26 protein-coding genes are annotated in these 24,229 nt (G+C 69.8%); 14 read left to right on the top strand and 12 right to left on the bottom strand.

What is annotated here, in order from left to right; translation table 11 throughout:
- Positions 1-129 precede the first annotated feature (129 nt).
- Complete coding sequence (gene dacB, locus JUB11_RS03605; protein ID WP_207456211.1) at positions 130-1,554, top strand: D-alanyl-D-alanine carboxypeptidase/D-alanyl-D-alanine-endopeptidase; 1,425 nt, start codon at positions 130-132, stop codon at positions 1,552-1,554.
- A gap of 57 nt (positions 1,555-1,611) precedes the next feature.
- Complete coding sequence (locus tag JUB11_RS03610) at positions 1,612-2,592, top strand: endonuclease/exonuclease/phosphatase family protein (RefSeq protein WP_207456212.1); 981 nt, start codon at positions 1,612-1,614, stop codon at positions 2,590-2,592.
- A gap of 55 nt (positions 2,593-2,647) precedes the next feature.
- Here the strand turns inward: JUB11_RS03610 and JUB11_RS03615 are convergent, their stop codons facing one another.
- From JUB11_RS03615 to JUB11_RS03630, 4 genes are all read right to left on the bottom strand, one after another.
- Positions 2,648-2,836, bottom strand: a complete 189-nt coding sequence (locus JUB11_RS03615; protein ID WP_207456213.1) for an MbtH family protein — start codon at positions 2,834-2,836, stop codon at positions 2,648-2,650.
- A 141-nt stretch (positions 2,837-2,977) separates the two neighbouring features.
- Positions 2,978-3,415 (bottom strand): hypothetical protein, encoded by a 438-nt coding sequence (locus JUB11_RS03620; protein WP_207456214.1) that lies wholly within the window; start codon positions 3,413-3,415, stop codon positions 2,978-2,980.
- A gap of 84 nt (positions 3,416-3,499) precedes the next feature.
- The gene (locus tag JUB11_RS03625) at positions 3,500-3,718 is read right to left on the bottom strand and encodes a hypothetical protein (RefSeq protein WP_207456215.1); all 219 of its coding nucleotides are present in this window, start codon (positions 3,716-3,718) and stop codon (positions 3,500-3,502) included.
- A 219-nt stretch (positions 3,719-3,937) separates the two neighbouring features.
- Positions 3,938-5,587, bottom strand: coding sequence for an electron transfer flavoprotein-ubiquinone oxidoreductase (locus JUB11_RS03630; RefSeq protein ID WP_207456217.1), 1,650 nt, complete (start codon positions 5,585-5,587; stop codon positions 3,938-3,940).
- A gap of 142 nt (positions 5,588-5,729) precedes the next feature.
- Between JUB11_RS03630 and JUB11_RS03635 the strand changes: the two genes are divergently transcribed.
- The 6 genes from JUB11_RS03635 (at position 5,730) to JUB11_RS03660 (ending at position 13,152) form a co-directional block, all read left to right on the top strand.
- Positions 5,730-6,623, top strand: a complete 894-nt coding sequence (locus JUB11_RS03635; RefSeq protein ID WP_207456219.1) for a uracil-DNA glycosylase — start codon at positions 5,730-5,732, stop codon at positions 6,621-6,623.
- A 295-nt stretch (positions 6,624-6,918) separates the two neighbouring features.
- Positions 6,919-8,871 carry a lytic transglycosylase domain-containing protein gene (locus tag JUB11_RS03640; protein WP_348771347.1) on the top strand — a complete coding sequence of 651 codons (1,953 nt, stop codon included), beginning with the start codon at positions 6,919-6,921 and terminating at the stop codon, positions 8,869-8,871.
- Positions 8,858-9,394 (top strand): molybdenum cofactor biosynthesis protein B, encoded by a 537-nt coding sequence (gene moaB / locus JUB11_RS03645; protein WP_207456223.1) that lies wholly within the window; start codon positions 8,858-8,860, stop codon positions 9,392-9,394. Before JUB11_RS03640 ends, moaB begins: the two co-directional genes overlap by 14 nt.
- A gap of 10 nt (positions 9,395-9,404) precedes the next feature.
- Positions 9,405-10,406 carry an aminoglycoside phosphotransferase family protein gene (locus tag JUB11_RS03650; protein WP_207456225.1) on the top strand — a complete coding sequence of 334 codons (1,002 nt, stop codon included), beginning with the start codon at positions 9,405-9,407 and terminating at the stop codon, positions 10,404-10,406.
- Positions 10,407-10,503: 97 nt separating this feature from the next.
- Positions 10,504-12,258, top strand: coding sequence for a tetratricopeptide repeat protein (locus JUB11_RS03655; protein WP_247886812.1), 1,755 nt, complete (start codon positions 10,504-10,506; stop codon positions 12,256-12,258).
- A 9-nt stretch (positions 12,259-12,267) separates the two neighbouring features.
- Positions 12,268-13,152: a 4-(cytidine 5'-diphospho)-2-C-methyl-D-erythritol kinase gene (locus JUB11_RS03660; RefSeq protein ID WP_207456227.1), complete on the top strand. Its 885-nt coding sequence runs from the start codon at positions 12,268-12,270 to the stop codon at positions 13,150-13,152.
- Between the two features lie 24 nt (positions 13,153-13,176).
- Here the strand turns inward: JUB11_RS03660 and JUB11_RS03665 are convergent, their stop codons facing one another.
- The 5 genes from JUB11_RS03665 to JUB11_RS03685 form a co-directional block, all read right to left on the bottom strand.
- Positions 13,177-14,268, bottom strand: coding sequence for a PA0069 family radical SAM protein (locus JUB11_RS03665; protein ID WP_207456229.1), 1,092 nt, complete (start codon positions 14,266-14,268; stop codon positions 13,177-13,179).
- A gap of 138 nt (positions 14,269-14,406) precedes the next feature.
- Positions 14,407-14,622, bottom strand: coding sequence for a hypothetical protein (locus JUB11_RS03670; RefSeq protein ID WP_207456231.1), 216 nt, complete (start codon positions 14,620-14,622; stop codon positions 14,407-14,409).
- A gap of 261 nt (positions 14,623-14,883) precedes the next feature.
- Entirely contained in the window at positions 14,884-15,237 is a 354-nt protein-coding gene (locus tag JUB11_RS03675; RefSeq protein WP_207456416.1) for a hypothetical protein, read from the bottom strand.
- Between the two features lie 305 nt (positions 15,238-15,542).
- The gene (locus JUB11_RS03680; protein WP_207456233.1) at positions 15,543-16,097 is read right to left on the bottom strand and encodes a cold shock domain-containing protein; all 555 of its coding nucleotides are present in this window, start codon (positions 16,095-16,097) and stop codon (positions 15,543-15,545) included.
- A gap of 175 nt (positions 16,098-16,272) precedes the next feature.
- Positions 16,273-16,791 carry a YchJ family protein gene (locus JUB11_RS03685; protein WP_207456235.1) on the bottom strand — a complete coding sequence of 173 codons (519 nt, stop codon included), beginning with the start codon at positions 16,789-16,791 and terminating at the stop codon, positions 16,273-16,275.
- Positions 16,792-17,053: 262 nt separating this feature from the next.
- Between JUB11_RS03685 and JUB11_RS03690 the strand changes: the two genes are divergently transcribed.
- The 4 genes from JUB11_RS03690 (at position 17,054) to JUB11_RS03705 (ending at position 19,656) form a co-directional block, all read left to right on the top strand.
- Positions 17,054-17,476 carry an EF-hand domain-containing protein gene (locus tag JUB11_RS03690; protein WP_207456238.1) on the top strand — a complete coding sequence of 141 codons (423 nt, stop codon included), beginning with the start codon at positions 17,054-17,056 and terminating at the stop codon, positions 17,474-17,476.
- Between the two features lie 30 nt (positions 17,477-17,506).
- On the top strand, positions 17,507-17,752 hold the full coding sequence (locus JUB11_RS03695; protein WP_207456239.1) for a hypothetical protein: 246 nt from the start codon (positions 17,507-17,509) through the stop codon (positions 17,750-17,752).
- A 61-nt stretch (positions 17,753-17,813) separates the two neighbouring features.
- Complete coding sequence (locus JUB11_RS03700) at positions 17,814-18,482, top strand: ribonuclease HII (RefSeq protein ID WP_207456241.1); 669 nt, start codon at positions 17,814-17,816, stop codon at positions 18,480-18,482.
- Between the two features lie 88 nt (positions 18,483-18,570).
- Positions 18,571-19,656, top strand: coding sequence for a site-specific DNA-methyltransferase (locus tag JUB11_RS03705; protein ID WP_207456242.1), 1,086 nt, complete (start codon positions 18,571-18,573; stop codon positions 19,654-19,656).
- A gap of 11 nt (positions 19,657-19,667) precedes the next feature.
- Here the strand turns inward: JUB11_RS03705 and JUB11_RS03710 are convergent, their stop codons facing one another.
- From JUB11_RS03710 to mutY, 3 genes are all read right to left on the bottom strand, one after another.
- Positions 19,668-20,984, bottom strand: coding sequence for a hypothetical protein (locus JUB11_RS03710; protein WP_207456243.1), 1,317 nt, complete (start codon positions 20,982-20,984; stop codon positions 19,668-19,670).
- A gap of 88 nt (positions 20,985-21,072) precedes the next feature.
- Positions 21,073-21,774 carry a DUF1194 domain-containing protein gene (locus JUB11_RS03715; RefSeq protein ID WP_207456244.1) on the bottom strand — a complete coding sequence of 234 codons (702 nt, stop codon included), beginning with the start codon at positions 21,772-21,774 and terminating at the stop codon, positions 21,073-21,075.
- A gap of 15 nt (positions 21,775-21,789) precedes the next feature.
- Positions 21,790-22,887 carry an A/G-specific adenine glycosylase gene (gene mutY / locus JUB11_RS03720; protein ID WP_207456245.1) on the bottom strand — a complete coding sequence of 366 codons (1,098 nt, stop codon included), beginning with the start codon at positions 22,885-22,887 and terminating at the stop codon, positions 21,790-21,792.
- Positions 22,888-23,019: 132 nt separating this feature from the next.
- On the opposite strand from mutY, the gene JUB11_RS03725 reads away from it, so the two are divergent.
- Complete coding sequence (locus JUB11_RS03725) at positions 23,020-23,484, top strand: DciA family protein (protein WP_207456246.1); 465 nt, start codon at positions 23,020-23,022, stop codon at positions 23,482-23,484.
- A gap of 65 nt (positions 23,485-23,549) precedes the next feature.
- Complete coding sequence (locus JUB11_RS03730) at positions 23,550-24,212, top strand: DsbA family protein (protein WP_348771348.1); 663 nt, start codon at positions 23,550-23,552, stop codon at positions 24,210-24,212.
- Positions 24,213-24,229 lie beyond the last annotated feature (17 nt).

Here is a 24,229-nt window from a genome sequence, read left to right on the forward strand (position 1 = left end):
TCGTCCATACCAGATGGTTCGCAAACAAATAATGAAGGCCGAATTCCTCCTATGCGTGCAAATAAAGGACTTCATTCAATTAACGGACACCTCCGTTGTACCCGCCGGGCGTTGGGGTAGACTGCGCCGATGCCCATGCTTCGCTTCCGCCCGCGCGCGCTTTCCATCGGCCAGGCCGCGGCTCTGCTCCCGGTCCTCTGGCTTCTCGCCTGCTCGACGCTGCCCCCCGACGAGGAAACACCGGCCATCGCCGGTGCCGGCTTCGCTGCGGAGTCCGTCGGTTATCTGCTGTTCGATCTCGAAAGCGGTACGAACCTTGCCGGCCTGCAGCAGGACCGGCCCTTCGTTCCGGCTTCGGTGACGAAGGTGCCCACCGTGGCGGCGGCGCTCGCCGCGTTGGGACCGGACCACCGCTTCGCCACCACGCTGCACGGGACCGGTCCCTTGCGGGGCGGGACCCTGGAGGGCGACCTCATCCTGAAGGGCGGCGGCGATCCCAGCCTCACGACCGCCGGCCTGATGGACCTCGCGGGCCAGTTGCGCACGCTGGGGCTGACGCGGATCACGGGCCGCTTCCTGTTCGACACGACCACCCTGCCGGAGGTGCCGGAGATCGACCCCGCCCAGCCGAGGACGGCCGGCTACAACACGGGCGTCGGCGCCCTGTCCGTGAACTACAACCGCGTCCAGCGGGTGCGGACGCGCGGCCGGTCCGGGGAGCCGGGGGTTGAACATTGGTCCCTGTCCGACGCAGGCCGCCACCGGCTGGACCGCGCCACCCTGGACCACGCCGATCTGGACGATCCCTCGCTTTCGGGCCCGGACAGCGCGGATGCCGCCAAGCCGGTCTGGCTGCCCGTGCGGCGGCCGGGGCCGGTCGCGGCCGCGCTGTTCCGCCAGGTCGCGGCGGAGGCCGGCATCGCCCTGCCCGCCCCGGCCGCCGGGCTCACTCCGCCGGAAGCCGCCCTGCTGGCCCGGCATGACAGCGCCCCTCTCGTGGATCTCTCGCGCGATCTGCTGCGCTATTCCAACAACCTCTCGGCCGAGCTGATCGGGCTCGGCGCCGCCCGCGGAATCGATCCCATGCTGGACCTGCGCTCCGACCCGCTCGGCCGTTCGGCAGCGCTTCTGTCATCCCGGCTGATGGTGTCCGCCGGACCGGTGGACTGGCAGGGGTTCGTCCTCGCCAATCATTCCGGCCTCACAACGATGTCGAGGATGACGCCGCGTCAGACGGCCGCGCTGCTGCGCGCGGGCGGCCCGGCCCTGTGGGATCTTCTGCCCGGCGAGGATGAGGGCAGGGCTCCCGTTCCGGGCACCCGCGCGAAGTCCGGCACGCTGGCCTACGCGAAGGCGCTCGCCGGCACGCTGGAGGCGGCGTCGGGACGCCGCCTGGGCTTCGCGCTGTTCATCGGCGATGAAGCGGCCCGGCGGGCGTTCGACGCGGCGATGGACCGCAGCCGCCCCGACATGCCGCCGGAGGCGCGCGCCTGGATCGCCAGGGCAAGGGCGCTGCAGGCGGAGTTGCTGGCGCTCTGGGCGAGACGTTACTGAGCGCAGGCACTTTCGGCTGAGGCGGAGCCATTTTCCGATCCGCGCTGTTTTCCACGCATGACCGAGACACCCTTCCGCATCGGAACCTTCAATCTCGAGAATCTGGACGACGGGGGCGAGCTTCCCTTCGAGGAACGGATCGCCGTGCTGCGCCCGCAGCTCGAACGGATCTCCGCCGACATCCTGTGCCTACAGGAGGTCAACGCCCAGCGCCCGGCCAAGGGCGAGCCTCGGACGCTCCGGGCGCTCGACCGGCTGCTGGAGGGCACCGCCTACGAGAGCTTCCACCGGGCGGGCGGGAACGGCACCAAGCTGTCCGACCACCACAACCTCGTGGTCCTCAGCCGCTGGCCGATCCTGGAAACCCGCCTGTACCGCCACGACCTCGTGCCGGCCCCGGCGCTCCGGCTCGCCACCGCCGATCCGCCGCAGGAGGAGGCCCAGCCGGTCACCTGGGACCGGCCGATCCAGCATGTCGAGATCGAGCTGCCGGGAAACCGGCGGCTGCATGTCCTGAACCTTCATCTGCGCGCGCCGCTGGCGGCCCCCGTTCCGGGTCAGAAGGAGGCGGCCTTCACATGGTCGAGCGCCGGCGGCTGGGCGGAAGGCTTCTATCTGGCCTCCATAAAGCGGGCCGGGCAGGCGCTGGAGGCGCGTCTCCTCGTGGACCGGTTCTTCGACGCCGATCCGCAGGCTTTCGTGCTGGTCGCCGGGGACTGCAACGCCGACATGGAACAGACGCCCGTGCGCATCATCCGCGCCGACCTGGACGAGACGGGCAACGGACGGCTGGCCACCCGCGCGCTGGTGCCGCTGGAACGCTCCATCCCCGAAGAGCGCCGCTTTTCCGTCCTGCACGGCGGCGAGGGCGTGATGCTGGACCACCTGCTGGTGTCGCGCAGCCTGCTCGGCTGGTTCCGCGAGGTGGAACTGCACAACGAGGCGCTCGGCGACGAGCTGCTGGCCCACGCGACGGTCGCCAACTCACCGGAAAGCTACCACGCGCCCCTCGTCGCGGCCTTCATGCTGCCGGACTGACCTGAGTCCCGGACGGCCCGGGGCGGGCGGCGCATGGCCGCCCGCCGCGCAGGCGTCAGGCGGGGCAGGACTCGAGCCAGAACTGCTCGATGTAGTGCAGGCAGGAGGTCTTGTCGCCGCTGAAGCCGGCCTTCGACCAGCCCAGGGGAAGACCACGGCTGGCGGGCCAGATGGAATATTGCTTCTCCTGATTCACGACGGCGTCGTAGATCTGGGTGTCTTCCCGCACATACTGGTCGAACATCGGCATCTCTCCATGGATGCGGCTTTCTGGGTAGTCCGCTCCAGGGATGATGCCACCATAGATAGGCTGTTGGAAGCCCCGACTCGCTGTTTCGCGGATTGTCACAGAAGCGGATTGTCGCGCGGAGCCGCAGGCAGGCGGTCAGACGGTCACGGAAAGGACGGCGCCGGAGGTTCCCGCCGACGGCGCGGACGCCGCCATGGCCGGCGGGGGCGCCGCGCTGGTGGCGGACGGCGCGGAAGCCGGTCCGGACGGGCTACCAACGGGCGCGTCATCACCGCCGGGCTGGGCGGCGGGCGTGCCTGATCCGCCTTCGCGGTTCAGGCTGGTGGCGGCGCGGCGGTATTCCTCGACGACGCGCTTGGCCGGGATCTGGTCGCGGGTTTCCCCCGTGTCGTAATCGCGGAAGACCAGGACCGCGAGGCGCGCGCCCTGGTCATAGCGGATGGCGGGGCTGATGTATCCGCCGGAATCCGCCTGCCCTGCGGAGGCGCGCGTGGCGTCCCTGTCGGGGGCGGTGACCGCCGTGGGTGCCGCCGGCCTGTTCACCGCGATGCCGGAAACGCTCGTGATACCCATCGGTGCCTCCCCGCCCCATCGCAATGCAATCCTGTCCGAAAGCCTCTAGCGGTCCGCCACGAAAGGGCGGGGCGGACGGCCGGTTCAGACGGTGATGTTCAGGTTCTGGCCGCGGGTCGGGGTCGTGCCGCCCGGGACCGGCTGGGCCGAGGTCCGGCGCTCGGCCTGCCTGGCTTCCTCTTCGGCGGCCTGGGCCAGTTCCTGAACCGGATCCTTTTCCTGCGTCCGCTGTGCCGCGGCCGGGCCGCTGCTCAGCGGGGTGACGAACGGCTGCTGCGTGCCGCCGATGCCGCTCACGCCCATGTCGCTTCTCCTCGCGCGGCCCGTGTTTCAGAAAGGGTGAAGCGGGCCAAAAAAGAGAGTAGGCAAAATTTGCCGCCTGGGCAAGAGCGGTTGCGATTCGAATCGACAACCCCGGCGCATCGGGTATCCGTCGGCACGGGCGCATCCCGCGAAACGGAACCGAAAAGGAAAACGGCGGGCATCTGGCCCGCCGTCCCTCCATCGCCTATGGGGCGCCGCTCACATCCCGCCGGGATAGTTCGGCCCGCCGCCGCCCTCCGGCACGACCCAGTTGATGTTCTGGGTCGGGTCCTTGATGTCGCAGGTCTTGCAGTGGACGCAGTTCTGCGCGTTGATCTGCAGGCGCGGGTCGTTGCCGTCCTCGTCACGCACGATCTCGTAGACACCGGCCGGGCAGTAGCGCTGCTCCGGCGCGTCGTAGAAGCGCAGGTTCACGCGGATGGGGACCGTCGGGTCCTTCAGCGTGAGGTGCGCCGGCTGGTCTTCCTCGTGGTTGGTGTTGGACAGATACACCGAGGACAGCCGGTCGAAGGTGATCTTGCCGTCGGGCTTCGGATATTCGATCCGCGGCGCCTCGTCGGCGCGCTTCAGCGTCTCGTTGTCGGCGTGGGCGTGGCGCAGGGTCCAGGGCGACTTGCCCTTGATCGCCGTCTCGTAGGCGGCGTTCGCCAGACCGGCCCACAGCCCCTTGTTGAAGCCCGGCCGGATGTTGCGCACCGCGTGCAGCTCCTCCCACACCCAGGACCGCTTCATGCCCTCGGTGTAGGCGGTCACCTCGCGCGCCGCGTCCTCGGCCGACAGATGCGCGAAGATGGCTTCGGCCGCCACCATGCCCGACTTCATGGCGGTGTGGTTGCCCTTGATCTTCGGCACGTTCAGGAAGCCCGCCGCGTCGCCGGCGATCACGCCGCCAGGGAAGGTCAGCTTCGGAATCGACTGGAACCCGCCCTCGCTCAGCGCGCGCGCGCCGTAGGCGATGCGCCGGCCGCCCTCGAAGGTCGGGCGGATCGCCGGGTGCGTCTTGTAGCGCTGGAACTCCTCGAAAAGGTTCATGTGAGGGTTCCAGTAGTCGAGCCCGATCACGAACCCGACCGACACGAGGTTGCCCTCCATGTGGTAGAGCCAGGAACCGCCGTAGGTCTTCGGGTCCATCGGCCAGCCGATCGTGTGCACGATCAGGCCCGGCTGGGACTGGGAGGGATCGACCTCCCACAGCTCCTTGATGCCGAGCCCATAGGTCTGCGGCTGGACGCCGTCGCGAAGGTTGAAGCGCGCCATCAGCGTCTTGGTGAGCGAACCCCGGCAGCCCTCGGCGAAGATCGTCTGCTTGGCCTGCAGCTCGACGCCGGGCTGATAGTTGTGGGTCTTCTCGCCGTTCTTGCCGATGCCCATGTCGCCGGTGGCCACACCGATCACCGCACCCGCATCGTCGTACAGAACCTCCGCCGCGGCGAAGCCGGCATAGACCTCCACCCCAAGCTCCTCGGCCTGGGCGCCGAGCCAGCGGCCGAGATTGCCGAGGCTGATGATGTAGTTGCCGTGATTGTTCATCTGCGGCGGGTTGACCGGCGCCTTGTAGGCCTTGGTCTCGGTCAGGTAGAGGAAGCGGTCCTCCCTGGCCGGGGTGTTCAGGGGGGCACCCTTCTCCCGCCAGTCGGGAATCAGCTCGTCGAGCGCGCGCGGCTCGAACACCGCGCCGGAGAGCAGATGCGCGCCGACTTCCGAGCCCTTTTCGATGACGCAGACCGACAGATCACGGCCGGCCTCGTTGGCAAGCTGCTTCAGGCGGATGGCGGCGCTCAGACCCGCAGGGCCGGCACCGACGACCAGGACGTCGTATTCCATCACCTCGCGCGGTTCGCGCTCCATGGGCTCCCAATCTCCTGACAGTTGATGCCGACACCCGGGTCCGTGCCGCCGCCACGGGGCGGTGGTCGGCGCTTCGGATGGTCGGATCCTTGAACGGATTGAAGGCCATGTAAGACCACAGGAGCCGTGCTAAGGTCAAACCATGAGTGACGCATCGGACATCCTGGAACTGCTGCGCTGGCACCTGGACATCGGGTGCGACGAGGCCATCGGCGACGAGCCCGCGGACTGGACCGCCTTCACCGCGCGCGCCCCGTCACGGCCGGCTCCCGTCGCCCCCCCGGCCGCGGCGCTTCCGCCCCAGCGGACGGCCCGGCCCACGGCACCCGGCCGCCCGGCGGCGTCCGGCACCCCGCCGATGGGCAATCCCCTGCCGGGCATGCCCGGCGTCCAGCCCATGCCGAACGCCTCCCAGCCGCTGGGCGCCAGCGAAGCGGGGATCAGCGCCCGCGCCCGCGCCCGGGAGGCCGGCAGCCTGGCCGAGCTTGAGGCGGCGGTGCGCGCCTTCGACGGCTGCCCGCTGAAGGCCACGGCGATGAACACGGTCTTCGCCGACGGCAATCCGAAGGCCAGGATCATGCTGATCGGCGAGGCGCCGGGCGAGGACGAGGACCGCCAGGGCAAGCCCTTCGTCGGGGTCAGCGGCAAGCTGCTGGACCGCATGCTGGCGCAGATCGGGCTGGACCGCGACTCCGTCTACATCACCAACATCCTGCCCTGGCGCCCGCCCGGCAACCGGTCGCCGACCCCGGCCGAGATCGCCGCCTGCCTGCCCTTCCTGGAGCGGCACGTGGAGCTGATCGGTCCGGCCGTCCTGGTGCCGCTCGGCGGCACCTCGGCGAAGACTCTGCTGAACCGGGCGGAGGGAATCACGCGCCTGCGCGGCCAGTGGTTCGACTTCCAGGCGCCGGGCCTGCCCGGCGCAGTGCCGGTCCTTCCCATGCTCCATCCGGCCTATCTCCTGCGCAATCCGCTCGCGAAACGCGAGGCCTGGCGCGACCTGCTGCTCCTGAAGCAAAGAATTTCACAAGAGTAGGTGAAATTTTCCCGCGCACAGGCAAGTAATCGGAAGCCTGATCGGTCAGGGAAATCCCTTCTCCGGCATCGAGCAGCCTCCCAGCGCCGGCCCCTGACCAAAGGGCTAGCGCCGATGCCCCGCTGTGATCAAACCGGTCAAAAAGCGTTACTTTCTCCGCCTGCAAGCCTGATGCGCGAATCAACGGCTTGCGATTCTCAAAATGGGCGGCTATTTCAGACAAATGCTCGGGATATTTTGCAGCGCAGCAAAATCCGTCACGCTGCGGCGGAAACTCCTGGGGGCATTCTGCGCGGTGCTCGTTCTGAGCGCCGTGCCGGAGGGGGCCGGCGGTTTGCCGACGGCCCAGGCCGCCCTCGTGATTCACGCGCCCGATGGCCGGACGGTCATCCCGCCGGGATTCGAACAGGAACCGATCGACCTTCCCCGGGACGCGGAGGAAGCCGGCGCCCTTCTGGGCGAGGAGGATGCCGCGCGCTACCGCCGGATCTTCGCGCTTCAGCAGGGGGCGGAGTGGGACGCGGCGGACGCCGAAATCGATCAGCTCTCCGACAAGCGGCTGCTCGGCTATGTGCTGCGCCAGCGCTACCTGCATCCCGACCGCCGGGCGCGCTATGACGAGCTTGCGGCCTGGATGCAGCGCTACGGCGACCTGGCCGGCGCGGACCGCATCTATGCCCTGGCGCAACGCCGCCAGCCCGCCGGCCAGCGCGCGCCGAAACCGCCGCAGGGCGCGGGCGAGCGCCTGGCCGGATCGCTCGAACGGCTGGGCGGCTACAAGCCGGAGCCGGTCGCGGCGGAGGTCCTGGCCGAGGAAAACCTTGAAGACGGCGAAGGACGCGGCGCGGAGACCGCCGAGGCGGAGGAAGCCGCCAAGCCCGTCACCGTAGCGCCGCGCAGCCGCGCCACGCGCCGTGCCAGCACCAGCGGCGGGGCCGCCGTGGCGCGCGTCAAGGAGCTGCTGAGCGCGGGCAAGACGGCCGCCGCCCTGGCACTGCTCGGCGAGGATTCCTTTGGCCGCAACCTCGACCCGGTCCAATACGACACGGCGCGCGCCCGCATCGCCGCCGCGCTCTATTACGAGGGGTCGGTGAAGCAGGCCCTGGCGCTCGCCTCGGCCAGCGCCGCGCGGTCCGGCGCCTTCGTCGAGGAGGCGAACTGGATCGCCGGCCTCTCCGCCTGGCGGATGGGCCAGCACGACCGCGCCGCCCGCCATTTCGACGCTCTGGCCGAGGCCCAGCCCCGCTCGCCATGGCTGGCGAGCGCCGCCGGTTACTGGGCCGCCCGCGCCCACGCGAAGAAGGGCCGCCACGACAAGGCGCGGGCATGGCTCGCGGCGGCGGCCCGCTACCCCCACACCTTCTACGGGCTGATCGCGCAGCGCACGCTGGGCGGCGTCAACGACCTGCACTGGCAGCTTCCCGAACTGACCGCCGAACATCTGCGCCGGCTGACGGCGGAGCCGGCCGGCGCCCGCGCCGTCGCCCTGCTCCAAACCGGCCAGAAGGATTTCGCCGAGGCGGAACTGCGGCGCGTCCATCCGCGCGGCGACCGCCTCGTCGAGGAGGCGCTGATCGCGCTGGCCGACCGGGCCGGGCTGGCCGCCCTGGCGCTGCAGGCCGGGAACGCGGTCGCCGGCCCCGACGGGTCGCCCTACACGGCGGCGCTCTACCCGCTTCCTCATTGGACGCCGCGGGACGGCTTCGTGGTGGACCGGGCGCTGCTGTTCGCGGTGATGCGCCAGGAATCGCGCTTCAACCCGCGGCTGATCAGCTCGGCCGGCGCGACCGGCCTGATGCAGATCATGCCAGGCACGGCGGTGCACGTGCAGCAGCGCAACGCCGAGATCGACGAGGACGACACCGGGCGCTCCGCCCTGTTCGACCCCGCCACCAACATGGAGCTGGGGCAACGCTACTTGGCCGAGCTTCTGTCGGGCCAGTATGGCGACAACAACCTGTTCTACGTCTTCGCCGCCTACAACGCCGGGCCGGGCAACCTGAACCGCTGGCGCCGCGAACTGGCGGAGATCGAGGACCCGCTGCTCTTCATCGAGAGCATCCCCTTCGGGGAGACGCGGCACTATGTCGAGCGGGTGCTGGCGAACTTCTGGATCTACCGGATCCGGCTGGGGCAGGAGACGGGATCGCTGGACGCCGTTGCGGCGGGCGGGTGGCCGGTCTATATGCCAGTGGACGCCAGCCCGGCGGCCCGAACCGAGCAAGTCGCCCAGAATGCCGAAGATTGACGAATCCCGCCCCTTCCTGCCCGTCAACATCGCCGTCGTCACGGTGTCCGACACGCGGACGCTTGAGGACGACCGGTCCGGCGACGCGCTGGCCGAGCGGCTGACCGCCGCCGGCCACAGGCTGGCGGCCCGTGCCATCGTGAAGGACGAGGTCGCCTCCATCCGTGCCCAGGTGCAGGGCTGGATCGCCGATCCGGAGATCGACGTGGTGCTGACCACCGGCGGCACCGGCGTTACCGGCCGCGACGTGACGCCGGAAGCGGTGGAAGCTCTGTTCGAGAAGAGCATTCCCGGCTTCGGTGAGCTGTTCCGTTACCTGAGCTACGCGAAGGTCGGCACCTCGACGATCCAGAGCCGCGCCACCGGCGGTGTCGCCAACGGCACCTACATCTTCGCCCTGCCCGGCTCGCCCAGCGCCTGCCGCGACGCCTGGGACGGCATCCTCGAAGCCCAGCTCGACAACCGTCACCGCCCCTGCAACCTCGTCGAACTGATGCCCCGGCTGAGGGAGCACCAGAAGTAGGGAACGGGCCATGACGCCCGCCCCCATCCCCGCCCTGCTCGCCTCGCTGCGCCGCCTGCCCGCCTTCCGGACGCTGGAGGCCGGTGATCTCGCGCCCATGCCTCTGAAGGGCGTGGCGCATGACCACCTGCGGCTCTCCGGCCGGGGGCTGGTGGCGCGCCTGCCGCGCTGGAGCCAGGTCGGGCTGGACGCCGGGGCGAACCTGCACCATCAGGCCGCCGCCTTCGCGCGCGCGGCCCCCAGCGGCCACACGCCGGAACTGGTCGCGGTGCTGGAGCCGGCGGAAGGGCTGCCGATGGGCGCCCTGCTGGTGACGGAGATCGCGGGCCGGCCGCCACGCCTGCCCGACGACATGCCGGCCATCGCGCGGGCGCTGGCGGCGCTGCACCGCATGCCCCTTCCCGACGCGGCGGAACGTGCGCCGCTCGCCTCCTCCGCCGATCCGGCCGCCGCCGCCCTGGCCCTGGTGGAGCGGCAGGCCGCCTGGTTCGAGCGCGCCGCCTTGCCGGAGGAGTCGCTCGCCCGCCTGCGCGACGAGCTGGACGCCGTGCGTGCCTTCCGGCTGGAGGCGCCGCAGCCCCTTACTCTGGTGGGCAGCGACGTCCATCCCGGCAATTTCCTGATCGACGATGCCGGAAAGGCTTGGTTCATCGACCTGGAGCGGGCGCAGTACGGGCATCCGGCCATGGACCTCGCCCATGCCAGCCTGCCGACCTCCACCATGTGGGACCCGGAGGTCGCGGCGGAGCTGACCCCGGCGGAGGTCGCGGCCTTCGTCGCCGCCTGGGAAGCCGCGGTGCCGGCGGAGCTCTCCCGTGCGGCACGGCCCTGGATGAAGCCGATGCGCCGCCTGACCTGGCTGCGCACCCTGTCCTGGATGGCGCGCTGGCGGGTCGAGGGTGCCACCCTGTCGCCCAGCATGCCGGAACGTCTGCGGGCCTACCTCGCGGGACGCGCCGCCGCCGTCTTCGAACCCCGTGTCATCGAAGGGGTCAGCCGCGAATGGCGGTAGCGCAAGCCGCCGCCACTGGTCCATGATGGAGGAGGATGTGGAGCTTGCCCGGTTCTTCCCTTCGCGACGTGCTGCCCACCAGCGGGTGTTCAAAGCCATGAAGAGTTTTCGAAACGGACGCGCGGCCCTGGCTGCGGCATTCATCGCGGCGCTCGGCGGCCTGCCGTCGTCCGGCGCGCTTGCGGCCGGTGCCGGCACGGCTCCGGTGGTCGCTCCTGTTCCCGAACGCCCGATGCTGTCCAACGTGACCGGCAGCTACCTGGCGGGGCGCTTCGCCCAGCGCCAGGACGACTGGAAGACAGCCTCCCAGTATCTGGCCCACGCCCTGTCGGCGAACCCCGAGGATCTGTCGCTGCTGCGCCAGACCTATCTGCTGAAGCTTGGCGAAGGGCAGACGGATGCGGCGCTCAGCTACGCGAAGCGGCTGGTCGGCAAGGATCCGGACCCGCAGATGGCCCTCATCCTGCTGGTCGCCGACCATCTGAACCGCGGCCGGCTGGAGGAGGCCGCCGCGCTGGCCGCGCGGATGCCCGACCAGGGCATGGCGAAATACTTCGGCCCGCTGATCGACGCCTGGCTCCTCATGGCGCGCGGCGACGCGGCCAAGGCGAGCGAGGAGCTGTCGTCCCTGTCCGACGCCCCCGGCTTCACGACCCTGCAACAGCTTCACTCAGGCCTGATCCAGGACCTCGCGGACAACAGGGAGGCGGCGGCGCGCCATTACGCCGCCCTCACCGAGACGCAGGCCCCGCTCCGCGTCGTGCAGATCGTCGGCAACTTCTTCGAGCGCAATGGCCGCGTGGATGAGGCCCGCGCTCTCTACGAGCGGTTCAAGGCGAGCAACCCCGAAAGCCTGATGATGGAGCCGGCGCTGAAGGCTCTGGGCCAGGGCAAGGTGCCGGCGCGCATCGTCGCGGACGCGCGGCAGGGCATGGCGGAGGCGCTGTTCGACCTTGCCAGCGCGCTCCACCAGGAGGGTGCGGAGGAGACGGCGCTTCTGTTCGGTCGGGTCGCCCTCCACCTGCGCCCCGACCTGACGCTCGCGCGCTTCATGATCGGCGACATCATGGACGCGCGCGACCTTCACGCGGAGGCCCTCGCGGAATATCAGGGTCTGGCGTCGGACCCGATGCTCGGCTGGGCGGCGAAGCTGCACATGGCGGAAAGCCTGACGCGGCTGAAGCGCACCGACGAGGCCATCGCCCTGCTGACGCAGCTCGCCGGGGAACGGCCGGAGCGCACCGACGCTCTGGTCCGGCTGGGCGACCTCTACCGCAGCGCCGAGCGCTACGAGGAGGCTGCCGCCACCTACAGCAAGGCACTGGAGCGCATCGGTACGCCCGAACAGCGCCACTGGGCGCTGCTCTACACCCGCGCGGTCACCTGGGAGAAGCTGGACCGCTGGCCGCAGGCGGAAGCCGACCTGCAGCAGGCGCTGGCGCTGAATCCGGACGAGCCGCTCCTGCTGAACTATCTCGGCTACAGCTGGGTGGACCGAGGCCTCCATCTCGACAAGGGGCGGGCGATGGTCGAGCGGGCCGTCGAGCTGCGGCCGAGGGACGGCTACATCATCGACAGTCTGGGCTGGGCGCTCTACCGCATGGGCGAGTTCGAGCAGGCCGTGACGACGCTGGAGCGGGCCGTCGAGCTGAAGCCCGTCGATCCGACCATCAACGACCATCTCGGCGACGCCTACTGGCGTGTCGGCCGCCGCAACGAGGCGCGCTTCCAATGGAACCGCGCCCTGCGGATCGCCGAGGAGGAACCCTTGAAGGAACAGATCCGCGCCAAGCTGGAGAAGGGCCTTGCCGACCGGCAGGCCGCCGAGGCCGAACGGCCGAAGCAGCCGTAAGCGCTGGACATGGACGGCTTCATTGAGGCAGCACCCGCCAAGCTGAACCTGTATCTGCACGTCACCGGGCGGCGCGCGGACGGCTATCACGAGTTGGACAGCCTCGTCGCCTTCGCCTCCGCCGGCGACCGTGTGACGGTGACCCCCGATCCCGACGGGCCGCGGCTGCATCTCTCCGGCCCCTTCGCGCCGGCGCTGGCGGGGGAGCCGCCCTCGGGCAACCTCGTGCTGCGCGCGGTGACCGCGCTGGCGGAGCGGTTCGGCCGCGCGCCGGCCGTCTCGGTCGCGCTCGACAAGCACCTGCCCGTGGCGTCGGGCATCGGTGGCGGCTCCGCCGACGCGGCGGCCTGCCTGCGCGGCTTGGCCCGGCTGTGGGAGATCGCGCCGGACCACCCGGCCCTGTTCGAGGTGGCGGCATCGCTCGGCGCCGACGTGCCCGTCTGCCTGGACGGCCGCACCCGCTATTTCGGCGGCATCGGCGACGAGCTGGCCCCGGCCCCGGCCCTGCCGGAGATCCATCTGGTGCTTGCCAATCCCGGCGTTCCGGTGCCGACCCCGGCCGTCTTCAAGGCGCGCAGGCAGGATGCCGAGGGCGACCGCTTCTCCCCGCCCGCGCGCTTCGCCGGCACTCCCGCCGATGCGGCGGATCTGGCGGGCCTGCTGCGGGAGCGGCGCAACGACCTGACCGGCGCGGCCTTGAGCGTCGCCCCGGCCATCGCCGGCACGCTCGCCGCCCTGGACGACACGCCCGGCTGCCTGCTGTCGCGCCTGTCCGGCAGCGGGGCCACCTGTTTCGCGCTCTACGCCCACGCGGAGGAGGCCGAAGCGGCGGCGGGCCGGATCACCGCCGCCCATAACCGCTGGTGGGTCAAGGCGGCGCGGATGCTCGGCTGAAGGCCCGCCGCGCCGGACCTTTCCTCAAAACAGGCTCATCTGGCGGTCGTCCTTCGGCGGACAGCGGAACTGGGTCAGGTCCAGCCCGCCGATGCCATCGATGCGGTCGCCCAGCCCCAGCTTCCGGCAGGCGCCGCGGAAACGCTGGCGCAGCAGGTCGGCGTAGGCGCCGCTGCCGACGAAGCGGCTGCCGAAACGCGGATCGTTGAGGCGCCCGCCGCGCGACTGCTGGATGAGGGACAGGACGTGGCGGGCGCGGTCCGGCCGATGCGTCTCCAACCAGTCGGCCATTAGCTCCTTCACCTCGTGGGGAAGCCGCACCAGCATGTAGGCGGCGCTCACCGCCCCCGCCTCGCGCGAGGCGGCGAGGATGGCCTCCAATTCCATGTCGTTCAGCGCCGGGATCATGGGGGAGGCGAGCACGCAGACCGGGATGCCCGCCCGGCTGAGATCCCGGATGGCGGCCAGCCGCCGGTGGGGCGCGCTGGCCCGCGGCTCCAGCGTCCGGGACAGGGCGGGGTCGAGCGTGGTGACGGACAGGCAGACCGTGACGAGGTTCCGTTCCGCCATGGGCGCCAGTATGTCGATGTCGCGGGTCACCAAGGCCGACTTGGTCGTGATCATGAGCGGATGGCCGAAGGCGGCCAGCACCTCCAGCACGCGCCGGGTGATCCGGTGCTCGCGCTCGATGGGTTGGTAGCAATCCGTGTTGGTGCCCAGCGCGATCACGCGGCACTGGTAGCTCCTGGACCGCAGTTCCCGCTCCAGCAGTTCCGGCGCGTCGAACTTGGCGAAGAGGCGCGTCTCGAAATCCAGCCCAGGCGACAGGCCGAGATAGGCGTGGGAAGGCCGCGCGTAGCAATAGGTGCAGCCGTGTTCGCAGCCCCGGTAGGGGTTCACGGACTGCTCGAAGGGAATGTCGGGAGAATCGTTCCGGCTGATCACCGACCGCGCCGTGTCGGGAAGCACTGTGGTCCGCAAGGGCGGAAGATCCTCGTCGCAATGGCTGTCCCAGCCATCGTCGACCGCGTGGCGGTCGTGGCGGTCGAAACGCGGCGTAGGGTTGCCCAGGGCGCCGCGCCCCTTTCTCGGAACATCCGGCAGCTTCTCGTCCATGCCCACAAGCTTAGCGGCACAGGAGAACTTTTCAAGAACATAAGCGCATGCGGCTGGAAGCGGCGTGAACGCCGGCTGGGATGGCGGAGCCGCCCGCCCCGGTCCCCTGCGGCGCGGCGCTCCCTTCCCTCGCCGCCCTCAAGAGGTGCGGGTCGAATCCTCTCCGGCCGCCGTTCCGCCCCAGATCATCGCGGGCTGCGCGATTGGCCGGCGCGAGCAGTCCGCCTTGGGGCAGTCGCAGGACGGGAAGCGGCAGCCGTCTCCGTTGAGTTCGTTCGCCTCGACGGCAAGCTGGTAACGGGCCGCCTGTGCCGCCTGCGGCTGCACGAGCCCAAGTTCCTCATAGCGATTCACGATGTGGCGTAGCTGCCCCAGAACCGTCCTGAAAACGCACTCTCCCTTGGACATCTGGTCCCCCCGGTCATCGGCTGGTCTCACGACTGCGAGGCGGACAACAGCGTTGGCTTGGGGAGCGATCCGTTTTGCGAGCGATTTACCCTCTTATCCTTTGTTCCTGCTCTTCGGGTGATATCAGAAAGCCGAGTTCCTGCCACGCTTCCGCCACTTTCAGGCGTCCGGAAAGGACGCCCTCCGGCGGGCTGCCGGGATCGCCGTTCAGGGAATGTTGAGCTGGAAGCTGAAGCCCGGACGCGGTGCGTGGTAATAGGGGCGCGGGGCGTAGACCACCGGCGGCGGCGCATAGTAGACCGGAGGCGGCGCGTAGATCACGGCCGGCGGCCGGGGCCTCGGATAATGGTGATGATGACGAGGCCCGCGCTCCCAACGGTCGCGGTGGCCGCGGCGGTCCCAATCCCGATCCCGATCCCAGCCGCGCTCATGCCCCCAGCCGCGGTCGCGGTGATCCGCTGCCGCCGGGGCCGCGGTGCCGAGAAGGGTGCCCGCAACCAGCAGACCCAAGATCGTGCCAAGCCCACGGTTGGGCTTTTCCCCGCCGAACAAGCTCTTCATTGCCTGGACTCCTTGCCGGGGGACCATGCGTCCCCCGCTCTGCATGAATGAACAGGAGGGCGGAGAACTTTATTCCAGGGGCGGAGGGCGAAGACGGCGCAAGACCATTCCGTATCCGGTCTTAGCCTTGTCTTTGCTGTTTCATTCCGTTTTCCTAACGAGATGGATCGGCCCGGTATCTCCGGAAGCGGCCAGAATAGAAAAGCCCTCCGTCACGAGGACGGAGGGCTTTCCGGTAGATGTCCCTTCGGCGGTGAGGCGCGCCGGGGCGCGGCCGTCCCCGCCGAAAGGGTTCCTTCGACAGATCAGGCCACTTCGATGCGCTGCGCTTCCGGGCCCTTGGCGCCCTGGCGGATGGTCACCCGCACCTGCTCGCCGTCGGCCAGGACGTCCAGGCCCGAACGCTCCAGCGCGCGGATGTGGACGAAGATGTCCTTGCCGCCGTCGGACGGGGCAATGAAGCCGAAGCCCTTGGTGACGTTGAACCACTTCACCGTGCCGTCGACCGTCTCCTCGCTGCCGCCACCATACTGGTGGTCGTCATAGCCGCCACGGCTGGCGGCCGGACGGGCCGACGGGCGGCTCGGGGCGGCGGTGCTGGTGTCGACGCTGTGGATGCTCGCAACCTGAGGCCCCTTGGGTCCGCGCGACAGATCGCATTCGACCGTCGCACCTTCCGGCAGACTGTCGTGACCGGAGAACTGAAGAACGGTGGAGTGGAGGAAGGCATCCGGCGAGCCATCCTCCGGCGTGACGAAGCCGAAGCCCTTGGTGGCGTTGAACCACTTCACGGTGGCTCGGATGTTGCGCTGGGTGATTTCGGGAGCGCGGAAGGAGTTGCGCTGCGGACGGTCGAACATACGGGGTCTCATCTGTCGTGTTACGCCGCGCCCCATACCACGGAGCGCGAAGACAAGAGGATGACCCCTTCCTCCTTCCATTTCAATTAAGAAGACAGGGAAAGACCCAAAAGACTCTTAAAAATCTCTCCCCGTCCACTCTTCGCTATTGCAGCGGGGGCCGCACCCGCGCCTGTCACGCGGCGGCGCCGCAGCACTTCTTGTACTTCTTGCCGCTGCCGCAGGGGCAAGGATCGTTGCGGCCGACCTTGGGGGTGCTGCGCGGGCGGGCGCCGAGAACGCCGTCCACATAGAACCAGCGCCCGTCGCGCTTGGCGAAGCTGCCGGTCTCGTGGTGGACCTGCTGCTTGCCGTTCATGGTGAAACGGGCCTGGAACTCGACGATGCCCTCTTCGTCGTCCGGACCGCCGTTCTCGGTCGAGCGGACCTCCAGCCCGGTCCACAGGCTGTTCTTCGCCCAGGCCTCCACCTCGGCGCGGTCGAAGTCGCCGCGCGTCTCCGGCATCAGCGTCTCTTCGAGATAATCGATGTTGTGCGTGGCGAAGGCGGAGTAGCGCGACCGCATCAGGGCCTCGGCCGTTGGTGCGGCGGCGGTGCCGGCCAGATAGGGACCGCAGCAGGCTTCCAGCGCCTTGCCGGAACGGCAGGGGCAGTCGGCGGAGAGCTGGTCGGCGGAAAACTGGGTGGCGGTCATAGGACGAACCTTCGTTGCAATCGGCCTGTTGGGGGCCGCCGGTCCGGAGCACCCCGTTTCGAGCGGCCATCCATAGCGCAGCGCGCGCAGCGCCGCCACACCCGTGATGACGGCGTGCCGGCGGGCATGACCTTTCACGGCTCCTAGCCCTTTCGATTTGACAGGGCCGCCCCATGCCGGAAAAAATCGCCGCACCCTGCTCCCCGGGAGCGGCGGTTTCCAAGCGATGCGTCCGTTCCAAGCGCCGATGAGCCATCATTCCATGAACCGTTCCGTCCTTCCGGCCCTGCTTGCCGCCGTCATCCTGGCCACGGCACCCCTGGCCGCCGGGCGCGCCGCGCCTCCGGCCGGCGCTTCCCCGGCCAGCACCCCGGCCACGGTGGAGGAGAGCTTCCGCGCGGCGGACCGGAACGGCAACGGGCTCATCGAGGAGGAGGAATACGCGTGGCAGATCGTCCAGATGTTCGCCGCGCACGACGCCGACCAGGACGGCAGCCTGACGGCGGCCGAGCTGATGGAACCCGACCGCCGCCTCTTCCGGGCCGCCGACGCGAACCGCGACGGCAAGCTGACGTTCCAGGAAATCATGAAGTGCAAGCTGAACGACTTCCGCCGCGCCGATGGGGATGGAAACGGCGTGCTGAACGCGTCGGAGGCCGCTTCCTTCACGCCGGTGGCCCGATGAAGGGAGCCACACGATGAAGGGAGCCACACGATGAAATGCCTCACCCGTGCCGCCCTCGCGGCTCTGCTCGCCCTGGCGCTCGCCGGCTGCCAGACCACGGGCGCCGAGCCTGCCGCCACCCCGCCCGCCGAAGCATTCTTCGGCAAGGGCCGGGAGAACACCGACGCCCTGATCGGCGGCGCGCTGCTCGGCAAGCCCAGCCTTGCGCCGCCCGCCCCCGCCGCGCGGGAGCAGAGCCTCATGGAACGCTGGAAGCGCGACCGGCAGTTCTTCTGATGCCGGGCTTGCGGAGCCGGTCGCTCTCCTGCATGAGGATGCCGCGCATCAGGATGCAAAAATGACGAAGCTGCTTTCCGCCAAGCCCGTGAGGACCTCGCGCGGCCTTCCCGACCTGAGTTACGAGCTGTCCGTCGGCCAGGGACGGCGGGTGTGCGGCATCGACGAGGTCGGGCGCGGGCCGCTCGCCGGGCCGGTGGTGGCCGCCGCCGTGGTGCTGCCGCCGGACGGGCTGCCGGCCGATCTCACCCGCCTCATCAGGGACAGCAAGGCCATGACCCGCCAGCAGCGGGAGGAGGCCGAGCCGGCGATCCGCGCCCACGCACTGGCTTACGCCGTGGCCGAGGCGCTGGTCGCGGAGATCGACAGCCTCAACATCCACAAGGCGACGCTGCTCGCCATGAAGCGCGCCTATGAGGGGCTGACGGGCGAGGCGCCGGCCGTGGCGCTGATCGACGGCAAGTTCAAGCCGGATCTGCCCTGCCTGGCGGAGGCGATCGTCAAGGGCGACGGAAAGAGCCAGTCCATCGCCGCCGCCTCCATCCTGGCGAAGGTGGCGCGCGACCGGGAGATGCTGCGGCTGGCGGAGCTGCATCCCCATTACGGCTGGGACCGCAACGCCGGCTATCCCACGCCGGAGCATCTGGAAGCGCTCCAGCGTCATGGAACCACGCCGCACCACCGAGTCAGTTTTGCACCAGTGCGTGCCCAAAAAGCCCGCGAGGGGTGATCCGGTCTACCCCTTCGGCAGAAAGCTGTTGACGGCGACTCGGGGGCGAATCATTGTCGGATCAATTGAATTGCTCTCGGTTGTGTAAATGCTGCCCCTGAATCGTATCCTGATCGGCGACTGCATCGCCCTAATGAACGAGATGCCGGCTGAATCGGTCGATCTTGTCTTCGCCGATCCTCCCTATAATCTCCAATTGGGTGGCGAACTCTTGCGCCCCAACCATTCGCGGGTGGATGGGGTGGATGACGACTGGGACAAGTTTCAGGACTTCGAGACCTACGACCGCTTCACGCAGGACTGGATGGCGGCCGCGCGCCGCATCTTGAAGCCGGAAGGCTCGCTCTGGGTCATCGGCAGCTACCACAACATCTTCCGTGTCGGAGCCACGCTCCAGAATCTCGGCTTCTGGGTTCTGAACGACATCGTCTGGCGCAAGACGAACCCGATGCCGAACTTCCGCGGCACGCGTTTCGCCAACGCTCACGAGACGCTGATCTGGGCCGCCCGCGACAAGGACGCGCGCTACCGCTTCAATTACGATGCGATGAAGAGCCTCAACGAGGATCTTCAGATGCGCAGCGACTGGGTGCTGCCGATCTGCAGCGGGCCGGAGCGGCTGCGCGACGAGGACGGCCGCAAGGCCCACCCGACGCAGAAGCCCGAAGCGCTGCTCTACCGCGTCATCATGTCCTCCTCCCGTCCCGGCGACACGGTGCTCGATCCCTTCTTCGGCACGGGCACGACCGGCGCCGTCGCCAAGAAGCTGGGCCGCAACTGGATCGGGCTGGAACGGGACGAGACCTACGCCAAGGCGGCCAAGGCCCGCATCGACGCCGCCCAGTTCCTGGACGACCCGAGCATCCTGGACACGCCGCCCAAGCGGCAGGCGCCGCGCATCCCCTTCGGCTGGCTGGTGGAGCGCGGGCTGCTGCGGCCCGGCACCTCGCTCTACGACCAGCGCCGCCGCTGCATCGCCCGCGTGCGCGCCGACGGCACGCTGATCGGCAGCAACGCGCGCGGCGACCATCGCGGCTCGATCCATCAGGTCGGCGCCGCCATGGCGGGGCTGCCGGCCTGCAACGGCTGGACCTTCTGGCACTATGAGGACGCCGACGAGCTGCGGCCCATCGACGTTCTGCGCGAGCGCATCCGGTCGGAAGACCGGATCTGAGAAGACCAGATCTAAGGCTGGCGGAGCGTCAGGGTGACGCTCTCGTCGCTGGTCAGACAGCCGGTTAGGCTCCAGAGCCCGGCACGGTACTGAAAGCCGTCGAAACGCGAGGTCGGCCGCCCGCCCGCGTGGCAGAGCAGCAGGGCGTCCCCGGCGATGCGCCAGGTCGCCTCGGAAGGCCGCCCGCCTTCGATCCCGCCGCCAGGCAGCAGACGGAGCGTGGCCAGCGCCGCTCCGCCGCTCCCTTCAAGTTGCCAGGTCCCCGTCACTTCCAGTGGACCGGTCAAGGTGGTCCCGCCGGACAGCGGCTCGACCGATGCGGCCGAAGCGGCTTGGGACCTCAGGAGGTATCCTGTCCCCGTCGCCGGATCGCTGCCCGACAGGACCGCCGCGCCCTGCTCCCGCAACATCCGGTCGAAGCGGGCCGAGGGGCGGCCGTTCGCGTCGTACAGCGAGAGCACCCCGTTCTCCGCCGACCAGTAGCGCATGCGCGGGTGCGCGCCGCCGGACAGGCTGGTGTCCGCCTCCAGGGTCAAGGTACCGAAGGGTGCCCCTTCGGTGGGTTCGAGCGTCCAGCGGCTGCCGGCCAGCGCCGCCTCCGTGACGGCCAGTTCAGCCGGCGCTTCGGAGGCGAAGTCGGGAGCGGCGGGTACGGCTGGCGGCTCCGGCACGAAAGCCGGTTCCGGGGCCGGAGGGGCGGTGTCGGCGGGTACGACGATGCGCAGGCTCGACAGGGGCACGGTCCCGAACTGGCTCGTGAAGGTCAGGGTCCAGCCGCCGCTCCCTTGCTGCTGCCCGACGCCGGAGATGAGATGGTCGCCCGTGTCGTAGAGGGTGACGTTGCCGCCGATGTCCACGGCCAAGCGCCGGCTGCCGGGGAAATAGGCGTAGCGCAGGTCGTTCTGGCTGCCCGTGACCGTCGGTGAACCAAGATCGCCCGGCCACCAGTTCCCGGAAGCAGACCAGGAGCCGGACAGGCTGTAGCCGCCCGCCCCGCCCTGCCCCTGGCCGTAGGACTGGCCCTGATTCTGGGCCTGAACAGGCGGCTGCCAGAGCGTCACCGACGGGTCGCCGGTCAGCGCCGCCAGATCGTTGCAGATCCCGTCGACCCTGGCCTTCAGCGCGTTGTTGAACAGGTCGCTGACCATGGTCATGCCGCCCATCATCCACTGGCCGGCGCCGCCGAACTCCGGATGGTTGAATTGGGCCATGGTGCCGCCGCCGCGCGACAGCGCGTCCAGCATGGCCTCCGCCGCCTCCATGCTCACCCCGTGGCGCCGCGCGATCTCCGCGACCCGGTCCTGGCCTTCCGCCGTCAGCGCCCGCATTGCCGTTCCCTTCTTCCTCGACGCCCATCAGATTGTGCGGCGAAGGTTCCGTTTCCAGCCGTCAGCGCGCGAGGTGGTCGGAGTGGCGTCAGGGCAGCGCCGCGATCTCCATGATCAGCTTCTGCCGCAGGGCCTCGATGAAGCTGTCGCGGTCGAATGCGGTCTTCACGAAACCGCTGGGTCCGCCGACCACATTCTCCAGGTAATAGTCTTCCAGCCAGGGGAACTCGTCGAGGATCGCCAGCGCGTTGATGGTGATGTCGCGCGCTGCGGCGCGGTCGCGGGCGCCCGCCGGGTCTGGGCCGCTGTTGGAGAAGCCGTTGGAGACGAGGTCGATCACCTTGCGCGGCGCCTCGATGCCGTTGCCGTCGAACAGCCTGGAGGCGTCGTCGATGGCGCTGCCCAGCGCCGTCGCGTCGGCCCTCACGGCGCGCGGCGCCGTCAGGATCCGGTCGGCGAAGGCCTTGGCGCCGTCGGCGTCGGCGATCACGGTCCAGGGGACCAGCACCCGCAGGCTGTGCGGGCCGGAAAAGACGACCAGCGTGGCGGCGATGCCGCCCAGCCCGAGAGCGTCCGTGACGCCCGGGTCCTGTATGGCGGCGGCATGGCCGCGCAGCTGGAACTCCAGCCCGCCCGTCGTGATGCTGGCCGATCCGTCCACCGCCAGGACCAGCTCCACGCTCGGCGTGAGGGCCTTCTCCTTCGGGGCCGGCTCCGCCGCCGCCGGCCCGAAGGCCAGGACCATCGTGCAGGCCGCCAGGGCCGGCGCCAAACCCCTATTCCACAGCATCACGATTCCACACCGTCACACCCCCGTTTCAACCGCTCCTCCGTCCGCCCTTCCGGCATGGGCCAGCGCGTGCCGCACCACCTTCATCATGACGGAGGGAAGCGCCTGGCCGCCCAGCCGGTCCACCGGCACCCAGAAGCCGTCCGCCGCCGCCCAGTCCGCGCCGGCGCGTCCCGCCGCCACCTCAAGCTCCAGGTGAAAATGGCTGAAAGTATGGCGGACCGTTCCCGGCAGCCGCCGCAGCGCGACCTTCAAGGGGGCGGCCGCCGCGACCGCGGCCTCGCCGGGAAGAGCACCTTCCGCCCAGCCGGTCGAGGGCACCTCCGCCATGCCGCCGAGCAACCCCTCCTCCGCACGGCGGCGCAGCAGCACCGATCCCTCCGGGTTCAGCAGCCAGTAGGCCACGCCGCGCCGGGTCGGCTTGTCGCCCTTGGGGGTCTTGCGCGGCAGTTCCTCCTGGATGCCGGCGGCGCGCGCCTCGCAGATTTCGGCCCAGGGGCAGAGCATGCATTTCGGCTTGCGTGGGGTGCAGACGGTCGCACCCAGGTCCATCACCGCCTGGGCGTAGTCGCCCGGCCGCTCGTCCGGGGTGAGCGTCGCGGCCAGCGCCCGCAGCTTCGGCTTGGCCCCCGGCATCGGCTCCTCCACCGCGAAGATGCGGGAGACCACGCGCTCGACGTTGCCGTCCACCACGGTCGCCTTGCGCCCGAAGGCGATGCTGGAGATCGCCGCGGCGGTGTAGGCGCCGACGCCCGGCAGCTCCAGCAGCTCGGCCTCCGTCTCCGGAAAGCGCCCGCCCATGCCGCCCGCCACGGTCTGCGCGCATTTGTGCAGGTTGCGCGCCCGCGCGTAGTAGCCGAGCCCGGCCCAGGCGACCAGCAGGTCGTCGAGCGGGGCGACGGCAAGGTCGCTCACCGTCGGCCAGCGTTCCGTGAAGTTGCGGAAATAGGGGGCGGCGGCGGGCACGGTGGTCTGCTGGAGCATGATCTCCGACAGCCAGACGCGGTAGGGATCGGCCGTCTCGCCCGGCCGGGCGCGCCAGGGCAGGTCCCGGCGGTGACGGTCGTACCAGGAGAGGAGCTGCGCCGGGGCGTCTTGGGAGTCACGCTTCATGGGCGCAACAGATAGGGGCTCGGCCACGCTGACGGAAGTGTTACCAACCGTTACCCGGCGAGGCTGGCGAAGGCCGGCGGCTTTGCGGTAGCTTCGCGCGAAGGATAGGCCCGTAGCATTGGAGACCAAGCCATGAGCGGACCCCGACGCATCGGCCAGACCGTTCCCGAGGTGGCCGGCAAGGTGCTGGGCAAGCGGGGGCTGGCCTTCGGCGCGCTGATCACCGACTGGCCGAGCATCATCGGCCACCAGCTCAGCCTGCGCACGGCCCCGGACAAGCTGAGCTTCCCGCGCGGCAAGCGCGAGGACGCGACCCTGCACATCCGCGCCATGGGCGCCATAGCGCTGGAGCTTCAGCACTTGGAGCCTCAGATCATCGAGCGCATCAACAGCTTCTTCGGCTACCGCGCCGTCGCGCGCATCAGGCTGGTCCACGCGGCCCTGCCCCAGACGGCGCGCCCGGCGCCGCGCCGGCGCGAGCTGACGATGGACGAGGAGATCGCCGTCGTCACCGGCACCGCCGCGGTGGAGGACGAGGAGCTGCGGGCGACGCTGGAACGCTTCGGCCGCTCCCTGCTGGCCCGGCCGAAACGCTGAAGGCGGCTTGCCCGGCAACGGCCTTTTTGGCTATAAGATCAACATCTGGTAGGAAAGAACGCGAAGTGAACCGCAACAGCTTGGGCCTCATCAGCCGCGCCGCCATGAGCGCGGCGGTCGCAACCCTCCTGGCCGCCGCCCTGCCGGCCGTGGCGTCGGCCCAGACCGCCGCGCCCGCCCAGACGGCGCAGGCCCCGGCGGTGCCGGCCCACGCCCTGAGCGAGCGCGTGCTCGGCAAGGCGGACGCGCCGGTGACGATCATCGACTACAGCTCGATGACCTGCCCGCACTGCGCCACCTTCCACACCGACGTGCTTCCCAAGATCAAGGAGAAGTACATCGACACCGGCAAGGTGAAGCTGGTCTTCCGCGACTTCCCCCTGGACCGCGTCGCCCTGGCGGCCAGCGCCATGGCGCGTTGCGCGCCGGAGGAGCGTTATTTCCCGCTGCTCGACGTGCTTTTCAAGAGCCAGAGCCAGTGGGCGCGCGCGAGCGACCCGACCAAGGCGCTGTCCCAGTACGGCAAGCTCGCGGGCATGCAGCAGGCGACCATCGACGCCTGCATCGCCGACCAGACGCTCGCCGACGGCATCCTGAAGTTCCGCATGCAGGGCACCGACGAGCACAAGGTCCAGTCCACCCCGACCTTCGTGCTGAACGACGGCACCAAGATCGAGGGCGCGCAGTCGATCGAGACCTTCTCCGCGGCCATCGACAAGCTGCTGTAGCCAGCCGGGAAACCCAG

Source organism: Azospirillum sp. SYSU D00513, from assembly GCF_017356015.1.
In the GTDB taxonomy this organism is placed as follows: Bacteria; Pseudomonadota; Alphaproteobacteria; order Azospirillales; family Azospirillaceae; genus Azospirillum.